This window comes from Planctomycetia bacterium (genome assembly GCA_034440135.1).
In the GTDB taxonomy this organism is placed as follows: domain Bacteria; phylum Planctomycetota; class Planctomycetia; order Pirellulales; family JALHLM01; genus JALHLM01.
On sequence record JAWXBP010000462.1, the window covers coordinates 1 to 8,125 of the forward strand.

Annotated in this window: 9 protein-coding genes; 4 read left to right on the top strand and 5 right to left on the bottom strand. The window is 59.9% G+C overall.

The features are described from left to right. From SGJ19_26530 to SGJ19_26545, 4 genes are all read left to right on the top strand, one after another. On the top strand, positions 1 to 982 hold a 982-nt coding region (locus tag SGJ19_26530; protein MDZ4783820.1), incomplete at its 5' end, for a TolC family protein. A 459-nt stretch (positions 983 to 1,441) separates the two neighbouring features. Beyond that, entirely contained in the window at positions 1,442 to 2,998 is a 1,557-nt protein-coding gene (locus SGJ19_26535; protein MDZ4783821.1) for an HlyD family efflux transporter periplasmic adaptor subunit, read from the top strand. Beyond that, entirely contained in the window at positions 2,995 to 3,723 is a 729-nt protein-coding gene (locus SGJ19_26540) for an ABC transporter ATP-binding protein (protein MDZ4783822.1), read from the top strand. Before SGJ19_26535 ends, SGJ19_26540 begins: the two co-directional genes overlap by 4 nt. A gap of 83 nt (positions 3,724 to 3,806) precedes the next feature. Further along, positions 3,807 to 5,132, top strand: a complete 1,326-nt coding sequence (locus tag SGJ19_26545) for an ABC transporter permease (protein MDZ4783823.1) — start codon at positions 3,807 to 3,809, stop codon at positions 5,130 to 5,132. A gap of 47 nt (positions 5,133 to 5,179) precedes the next feature. Here SGJ19_26545 and SGJ19_26550 read toward each other — a convergent pair whose 3' ends face one another. The 5 genes from SGJ19_26550 to SGJ19_26570 all read right to left on the bottom strand — a co-directional run. Continuing rightward, positions 5,180 to 5,899 carry a hypothetical protein gene (locus tag SGJ19_26550; GenBank protein MDZ4783824.1) on the bottom strand — a complete coding sequence of 240 codons (720 nt, stop codon included), beginning with the start codon at positions 5,897 to 5,899 and terminating at the stop codon, positions 5,180 to 5,182. A gap of 18 nt (positions 5,900 to 5,917) precedes the next feature. Continuing rightward, positions 5,918 to 6,514, bottom strand: coding sequence for a 3-isopropylmalate dehydratase small subunit (leuD, locus tag SGJ19_26555; GenBank protein ID MDZ4783825.1), 597 nt, complete (start codon positions 6,512 to 6,514; stop codon positions 5,918 to 5,920). A gap of 27 nt (positions 6,515 to 6,541) precedes the next feature. Beyond that, on the bottom strand, positions 6,542 to 7,039 hold the full coding sequence (locus SGJ19_26560) for a hypothetical protein (GenBank protein ID MDZ4783826.1): 498 nt from the start codon (positions 7,037 to 7,039) through the stop codon (positions 6,542 to 6,544). Between the two features lie 3 nt (positions 7,040 to 7,042). Beyond that, positions 7,043 to 7,480, bottom strand: coding sequence for a hypothetical protein (locus SGJ19_26565; GenBank protein MDZ4783827.1), 438 nt, complete (start codon positions 7,478 to 7,480; stop codon positions 7,043 to 7,045). A 46-nt stretch (positions 7,481 to 7,526) separates the two neighbouring features. Next, a partial coding sequence (locus SGJ19_26570; protein ID MDZ4783828.1) for an aconitase family protein occupies positions 7,527 to 8,125 on the bottom strand: 599 nt, incomplete at its 5' end.

The window sequence follows — 8,125 nt, forward strand, 5'->3', positions numbered from 1 at the left end:
CGTGCAATTGCACGAAGATGTCGCCGAGTTGTCCGCCAGGCTCGAAGCGCTGTGGGGACGGATCGACGCCATCGGCGAACTCGATGCGACCGACGTGGAACCGACGCGGGTGCGCGAACTGTTAATCGCGGCCTACGCGGAGCTTTCCGGACGCATTCTGGAGTTGTCGCTGATTCAGGCCAGAGCCAAGCTCGACAGCGTCACGCTGGTCGATATTGAGTTGGCCTCGCAGCGGGCTTTTGAGATCGCCCAGGAAAATCGCCGGGATTTGAAGAACGCCCGCGCGCAGTTGGTCGATACGTGGCGGTTAATCGAGTTCAACGCCAACGCCTTGGAGGCCGACCTGGATTTGGTGCTGCAAGGCGATTTGGGCACCACGGGGGACAATCCGCTCCGCTTTCGCGATACGAACGGCCGGATTCGCGTCGGCTTCGAGTTCGACGCGCCGATCACGCGCCTGGCGGAACGCAATCAATACCGCCAGGCGCTGATCGAGTACCAGCAGGCCCGGCGTAGCTTTATGGAAACGCAGGACCAGATTCACCAAGGCTTGCGAGCGACTTTGCGGAGCGCGGAGCTCAACCAGGTGAACTTCGAATTACGCCGCGCCGCCGTGCAGATCGCGATCAGCCAGGTTGATCTGGCCCGGCTCCGGTTGAACGAGCCGCCGCGGCCGGGGGTCGCCCCGGAGTTCGGGGCCACAACGGCGTTGAACCTGGTGAATTCGCTTTCGGACCTGCTGAACGTTCAGAACGATTTTCTCAGCGTCTGGGTCAACTACGAGACACTGCGGATCGGGCTCGACTTCCAGTTGGGCACGATGGAGCTGGACGACCGCGGGCTCTGGATCGACCCGGGGCCAATTCTCGGTGATCGCATTCCCGGTGAGAGCGACGGGAAGACCGGCGATCGCCCGAAGCTGATGCAACCCCCTCAAGAAGAGGTAGGACGGCCAGAAGGGGCGCCGCGGATGGTACATTGAATGTGTCTATTGCCGCTAAGCCCAGGGAAGGCGCTCGGAGACGTTGACATCAGCAACGTCTTGGGTGGCCTTCCCTGGGCTTGAAGGAGAGAGCCCCGCTCCGTGAAAAGCGTGGCTCCCATAAAAAGGGTGACATGGGATTGCCGATCTTCTAGAATGCCGGGTAAGCTACGGCCGTCGGTACCTGCCCCAAAGCGCCCAATTTTGAAACCAGTCGATCCGGTCGGCCCTTCTTTGGAGGGGCAGCGGAGTAGCTTGTCGTCGCGATCCCCGCGGCGGCCGAAACTCTGGCCCGAGTCGCGTGGTTTAGTGGTTGGGTCCCCGATCCAGCCGCTGAGGTTTCGCGCCGGCGACAAGTTGCCCAGATTCACAACCCTGGGAAGCTCGTCTAAGTACCTACAGCGTTCCGTTCATCCCACCTACCTCCAGCGCCGCGTGGCGAAACGATTGGTGATTGCCATGAAATCATCTAGTGCGCGACGAACTGCACGCCAAGGAAAAATCGGCGCCTGGCTGCTGATCGCCTTGGCGATTTGCACTGCCGGTGGCGGCGGCTATTACTGGTACGCTCAGCAACGCCCGAAGCAGGCGAGGTTGTTAGATCGGGTGATCGTCCAGCCGGTCACGCGCGATCTATTCCTACACCGCATCTCACAGCGCGGCGAAATCGAGAGCGCGAGCAACATCGACGTCTACTGCGAAGTGAAGTCGTCGGCCGGCAGCAATACGGGCGTGGCGATTCTGGACGTGATCCCGGAAGGGACGCAGGTCCGCAAGGGCGATAAGCTCGCGACGCTCGATTCCTCAGCATTGGAGAAAGAGCGGATCGCGCAGCAAATTCTCTGCAACACGAGCGACGCGTTGTTGATTCAGTCGACGAATCTGCACGAGACGTCGAAGATTGCCCTGCAGGAATACATCCACGGCACTTTCGTGCAAGCCGAGCAGACAATTCTCGGCGAAATCTTCGTCGCCGAGGAAAACCTGCGCCGCGCCGAAGGCTATGTGAAATACAGCGAAGAGCTGGCTGCCAAGAACTTCTACACAGCGTTGCAGTTGGAGGCCGACAAGTTCGCCGTCGACAAGGCCAAGAACGACCTGGAAACCGCGCAAACGAAGCTCAACGTGCTGCGCCAATACACCAAAGTCAAAACCGAGAATCAACTTGCCGCCGACATCAAGACGACGGCGGCGAAAATGCGGACGGACGAGAGCACGTACGCCCTCGACAAGCAGAAGTTGGAAGAGATCGAGGCCCAGATCGCGAAATGCACGATCCTCGCCCCCGCCGAGGGCCAGGTCGTCTACAACAACGACAACGACGATTGGGACGACAATCCCACGATCATCCAGGCTGGCGCATTGGTGCGCGAGCGGCAGATCATCTTTAAGCTGCCTGACCCGGTGCAGATGCAGGTCAAAGCCAAGGTCAACGAAGCCAGCGTGAACCGCGTGAAGGTCGGCATGGAGGCCACGATTCGCGTCGAGGCCTTCCCGGATCGCGAGTTGCATGGCGTTGTCACCAAGATGAACGACTACCCGGAATCGAGCGGCTGGCGCGGTTCGAACGCCAAGGAATACGCGGCGTTCGTCAAGATTCTGGAACCGCCCCCAGGCATGCGCCCCGGCATGAACGCCGACGTGAGCATCCTGGTCGAGGAGCTCCCCGACGCCTTGCAGATCCCGGTGCAAGCGGTCGTGGAACAAGGCGGAAGGCACTATTGCCTGATGAAGGGGCTCGATCGGCTTGAAGCGCGGGAGATTCTACTCGGATCCACGAACGACAAAGTGCTGGTCATCGCAGACGGCCTGGCTGAAGGAGAACACGTCTTGATGAACCCCCGGTTATTCTTGACGGAGGTTGAATTGCCGGCCGCGACGGGGACGACCACGACGGCCCGCCGGACGCAATTGCGTTCCGCGGAGGATCGCATCGCCAAGAAGCCGGAAAGTGAAACGACGAGCGATGCAATTGGCAAGACGGGCGAAACGCTCGGCGGCGGAGGCGGGGAATGAAACTGGCGGCGCGGATCGAGAATCTGCAGAAAGACTATGTCCTCAGCGGTGAAGTAGTGCATGCCCTGCGCGGCGTGACGCTGGACGTGCCCGAAGGAGACTACGTGGCGATCATGGGTCCGTCCGGGTCGGGCAAATCGACGTTGCTCAATTTGCTGGGTTGCTTGGATCGCCCCACCGGCGGCAGCTATTGGTTGGGGGACGACGACGTCGCCACGATGGACGACGATCAACTTTCCGAAGCCCGGGCGAATCATATCGGCTTCGTCTTCCAGTCCTATAACTTGATTCCGCAGTTGACGGTGCTGGAAAACATCGAAGTGCCGTTGCACTATCGCGGCCGTGTGACGGTCGCCGATCGGGCGCGTTGCCGGGAGTTGGCAGTGTTGGTCGGACTGGGCGATCGCTTGCTCCACCGCCCGATGCAGCTCTCCGGCGGTCAGCAACAACGCGCCGCCATTGCTCGCAGCCTGGCGAACGACCCGTTCTTCATGCTGGCCGACGAGCCGACCGGAAACCTCGATTCGGTGACGACGGCCGAAATTCTGTCGCTGCTGGAACGGTTAAACGACGCTGGCAAGACGATCATCATCGTCACGCACGAAGACGACGTTTCGCGCCACGCCAAGCGCATCATTCGGCTGCGGGACGGATACCTGCAATCCGACGAATTGCTGGATGACAGCAAGCGCATCCGCGTGGCGGCGCGGGCATTGGCCGGATAGACGTTGATTTTTGAGGCGCGCACGGAGCCTTTCGCGGAGCGAAAGGAGACTGTCGACGTCACATCACCGGCAATTGGGTTGCCATGCTGTCTGGTTTCGCCACCACTTGGATCCTCGGCATCAAGAGCTTGCTCTTGCATCCACTGCGTTCCATGTTGACGGTGCTGGGCATATTCATCGGCGTCGCCAGCGTGATTTGGTTGCTGGCCATTGGCGAAGGGATCAGCATTAAAGCCCAAGAGCAAATCGCCGGGCTCGGAGCGGAAAACATCATCATCCGCTCGATCAAGCCGCCGAGCGAAGCCACCGAAGGGGCGCGCGGCCTCGTGCCGTACGGCGTCACGCGGCTCGACTACGAAACCATGGTGGAGACGATCCCCACGGTGACCCGCGCGCTGCCAATTCGCGAGATCACGCGGCAGTTTCGCTACGGTGAGAGGTTTCTCGACGGGCGGCTCGTCGGCTGCACGCCGGAATACGCCGAGGTGACGCAGTTGGTGATCGACCGAGGGCGATTCATTTCCTCTTCCGATATCGCCGCGCGCAAGAACTACTGCGTGCTGGCCGCCGCGACCGCCGAGCGGTTGTTTCCCTACGAAGATCCGCTGGGCCGTTCCATTAAGGTGGAGCGCGATCCCTACGTTGTAATTGGCGTGCTCAAGCCTCGAGCGGCGTCCGCGGGCGTGGGCGGATCGTTCGCCGCGCAGGATTTTTCGAAGGACGTGTATATCCCAATCACCACGCTGTGGTTTCGCATCGGCGACCGCGTGCTGACCTTCGGCACTGGGTCGTTCAACGGCGAGATCGTCGAGTTGAGCCAGGTGACGTTGCGCGTGAACCACGTCGACAATGTGATGGACACCTCGGAGATCGTGAAGAACACGCTCCGCGAGAAGCACAAGCTGGAAGATTACAGCATCACGGTGCCGTTGGAGTTATTGGAGCAGGCCAAGAATACGCGGATGATGTTCATTTTGTTCCTGGGCATGATCGCCGCCATTTCTTTGATCGTCGGCGGCATCGGCATCATGAACATCATGCTGGCGACGGTCACGGAACGCACGCGCGAGATCGGCATCCGCCGCGCGCTCGGCGCGCGGCGAGCCGATATCACACGCCAATTCCTGGCGGAAACGATCGTCCTTTCCGTGCTCGGCGGCCTGACCGGCATCGCCGGCGGGCTGATTTGCGGCCCGATCATCGAACTTGGCCGCAATGCCCTGGAAGCGGTCGTCCCGGAAATGATGGCGGACGTACCCGAGGTGATCCGCACCATGTCACCACGGATCGTCCCGATGTCGATCCCGCTAGCGTTCTGCATTTCCGTCGTGGTCGGCGTGGTCTTCGGGCTCTACCCGGCGATGCGCGCGGCGAAGATGAATCCTATTGAGGCGCTGCGGCATACTTAGGAACTGCAAGTTGACAATTGTCGCAACGGAGTGATCTCGCTAGACGGTCATCCTTCCACGAGGTCAACGATATTCGCGTCGAGCGTCAATTGGTTCGGTTTGAGGCCCAATTCGTCACATAGCACGGCGATCAACTTGTTCCAGATTTCTTGGGCCGCGACGGAACGCGGCTGCTCGTCTTGGTCCGTGCCGGCGTAGTATTGCCATTTAATCGCGTGCGCCAGATCGCCCACGGTTGCAATGCCCAACGGCAGTCTGTCGGCGACGACGAAATATTGTCGGAGAATACAACCGAACGACAACAGCGCACATGCCGGCATCAAGGCAAGGATCACCATGCCGAGGGGCAGCGAAAACAGAGTCGCAGTGAAGCCGAGCAGCAAGCAAATCAACACTGCGAACGCCGCCAGTCCAGCCAACTCGTCTAGTCGGCCGTCCTTTTGCAACGCGGGCAGATGGACGCCGATGCCGTCGGCAAGTCGCCGCCAGGATGAGTGCAGTTGCTCGCGCGGAAAAATGTCCGCCAATTGAGTGCGCGGGCGAATGCTCTTGCGATCAAGTCCCGAGACGCGTTGAAGCGGCCCGCGCAATCGGAAAAACGCGACGCGCGACAGGCATACGGCCGGCGGCACGTCATTGCCAGTTTTCGAGAGCAACAATTGGTAGATGTCGCCGACCGTATCACACCGAGACATTTCGGCGTCAGTGAGATGGAGCTGGAACGCTTCATCAATGACCAGCATCACCTCGTACATGTCGAGTCCCATGGTGGTTTCCTCGCGTGTTCATGCTCCAATTCCGTGCGCCCGTTCATACTCGGCGATTTTATCGGCGTGGCGCAACGTCAGGCCGATGTCGTCCAGGCCGCCGAGCAGGCAATCGCGGCGGAAGGAGTCGACTTCGAAGGGGATTGTCAGTCCGTGGTCGTCAGTGATCGTGCAGGTGTGCAGGTCAACATTCAACTGGTAGCCAGGGTGCTTGGCGACGCGGTCGAACAAGTCCTGCACCTGGGCTTCGCTCAGTCGAATCGGCAGCATGCCGTTCTTGAAGCAGTTGTTGTAGAAGATGTCGGCAAAGCTCGGGGCGATCAGCACCCGGAAGCCGTGGTCTTCGAGCGCCCAGGGGGCATGCTCGCGGCTCGATCCGCAGCCGAAGTTGCGCCGCGCGACGAGCACGCTGGCCCCCTTGAACTGCGGCAGATTCAGCTCGAACTCCGGAATATCGGACCCGTCCTCGCGGAACCGCCAATCGAAGAACAAGAATTTGCCAAAACCAGTCCGCTCAATCCGCTTGAGGAACTGCTTGGGAATGATTTGATCGGTATCAACATTCGGCCTGTCCATGGTGAGGACAAGGCCGTGGTGGTTGGTGAAAGGGTTCATGGATCGTTCTTGTTGAGTGGTCGATAGTTAGAGCAAGATGCCGCGAATGCCGGCGTCGACAAACTGGAGGTCCGGCAATTGAGGATTCAATCGCCAGGCTTCAGCGAGGAACTTCTTGGCGACGTCTCCCTCTCCGAGTTTCGCGTAGGCCTCGGCTCGGTATTGTGCGGCTAAATCCCAGGAGATCTCGCCAGAGAATTCACGCAGTTCGTCAAGTACGCGGTTCCATGAGCGTGAGAGCACCAACGGCGCGAGTCTCGCGGACATTGCGTCGGTGATATATCGTTCGCGTTCGGAGTGCCTGATCGGTGAATCCGGACCGAGTGTGTACAGGTCGCTAGAAATCCCACGAACTCGTAAAATCTCTTCACTATCCATTCCATTCCATGGCGCGTCCATCTCGTCGCGTACCTCGTCCGCTTCTCCGTCGTCGCCCTTGCCTGCTTGAATCAAGGCATGGAGCCGATGCAATAGATCGACGTACATGACGTAGTTGGGATTTGCTCGAAATCGTCCGCTTGTCACAGCCTATTCCTCGTCGATTCGCCAGTGTGGCCGGGTCGCCGCCAACTCATCTTGAAAACGGTCGATGCGCATAGGCTGGATCGGCTCCACGAGACCGTGCCCTTCGGTTTGGTTATCGACTCGCATAGTCAGGGAATCTGAAATTGCCCCGTCTATGAACGCGCCCACTCCAAGAACCCAACAGTGCAAGTCATTTCGTCCAGCGGCGTCAGTTACAACAGAGTTCAATCGCTTAGGGATCAGGTGCGTCGGCAAATCACGCCAATTCCGTTGAACCGACATTCCGCCGGTCTTGGGTTGGACAACTTCATGCTCATCAGGTGTAACGTCTGGTCTTGCTTTGCCTGGCAAAGGAGGAACGCGCACGCCAAGCATCTTTCCCGACGCACCGGTTTTCGGCATTCCGTCGTCGACCAACATGCTTCGGTAGATTTTAGGCAAGCGCGACCTCCTTCACGCCCATTCCATTGATCGGGGTGTGGCTATTCTATTTATACTCCCACTCCCTAACATCCACAAAATGCCCCTTGATCGCTGCCGCGGCCGCCATCGCTGGCGATACTAAGTGCGTGCGGCCGCCTTTGCCTTGGCGGCCTTCGAAGTTGCGGTTGCTGGTCGAGGCGCAGCGTTGACCCGGCGTGAGGATGTCCGGGTTCATGCCGAGGCACATGCTGCAGCCAGCCTCGCGCCATTCGAAGCCGGCTTCTTTGAAGACGCGATCGAGGCCTTCTTGCTCGGCTTGTTCTTTCACCTGGCCGCTGCCGGGGACGACCATGGCGTGAACGTGAGCGGAGACGCGATAGCCCTTCACGACGTTGGCCGCGGCGCGGAGGTCTTCGATGCGGCCGTTCGTGCAGGAGCCGAGGAACACGCGGTCGAGTTGCAGTTCCTTGAGCGGCGTGCCGGGCTTGAGGCCCATGTAGTCGATGGCGCTGGCGGCCGCTTTGCGCTCGTTATCGTCTTGCAGTTTTGAGGGATCCGGAATGCTCGCGCCGATCGGCGCGACCTGTCCGGGATTCGTACCCCAGGTGATCTGCGGTTCGATATCGCGCGTATGAAAGATCTCGACGCGGTCGTAGGTGGCGC

What these genes read in the sequence shown, in the direction of transcription:
- SGJ19_26535 (MDZ4783821.1), top strand. Translation starts at nt 1,442, where the DNA reads ATGAAATCATCTAGTGCGCGACGAACTGCACGCCAAGGAAAAATCGGC.
- SGJ19_26540 (MDZ4783822.1), top strand. Translation starts at nt 2,995, where the DNA reads ATGAAACTGGCGGCGCGGATCGAGAATCTGCAGAAAGACTATGTCCTC.
- leuD (MDZ4783825.1), bottom strand. Translation starts at nt 6,514, where the DNA reads ATGAACCCTTTCACCAACCACCACGGCCTTGTCCTCACCATGGACAGG.
- SGJ19_26550 (MDZ4783824.1), bottom strand. Translation starts at nt 5,899, where the DNA reads ATGGGACTCGACATGTACGAGGTGATGCTGGTCATTGATGAAGCGTTC.
- SGJ19_26545 (MDZ4783823.1), top strand. Translation starts at nt 3,807, where the DNA reads ATGCTGTCTGGTTTCGCCACCACTTGGATCCTCGGCATCAAGAGCTTG.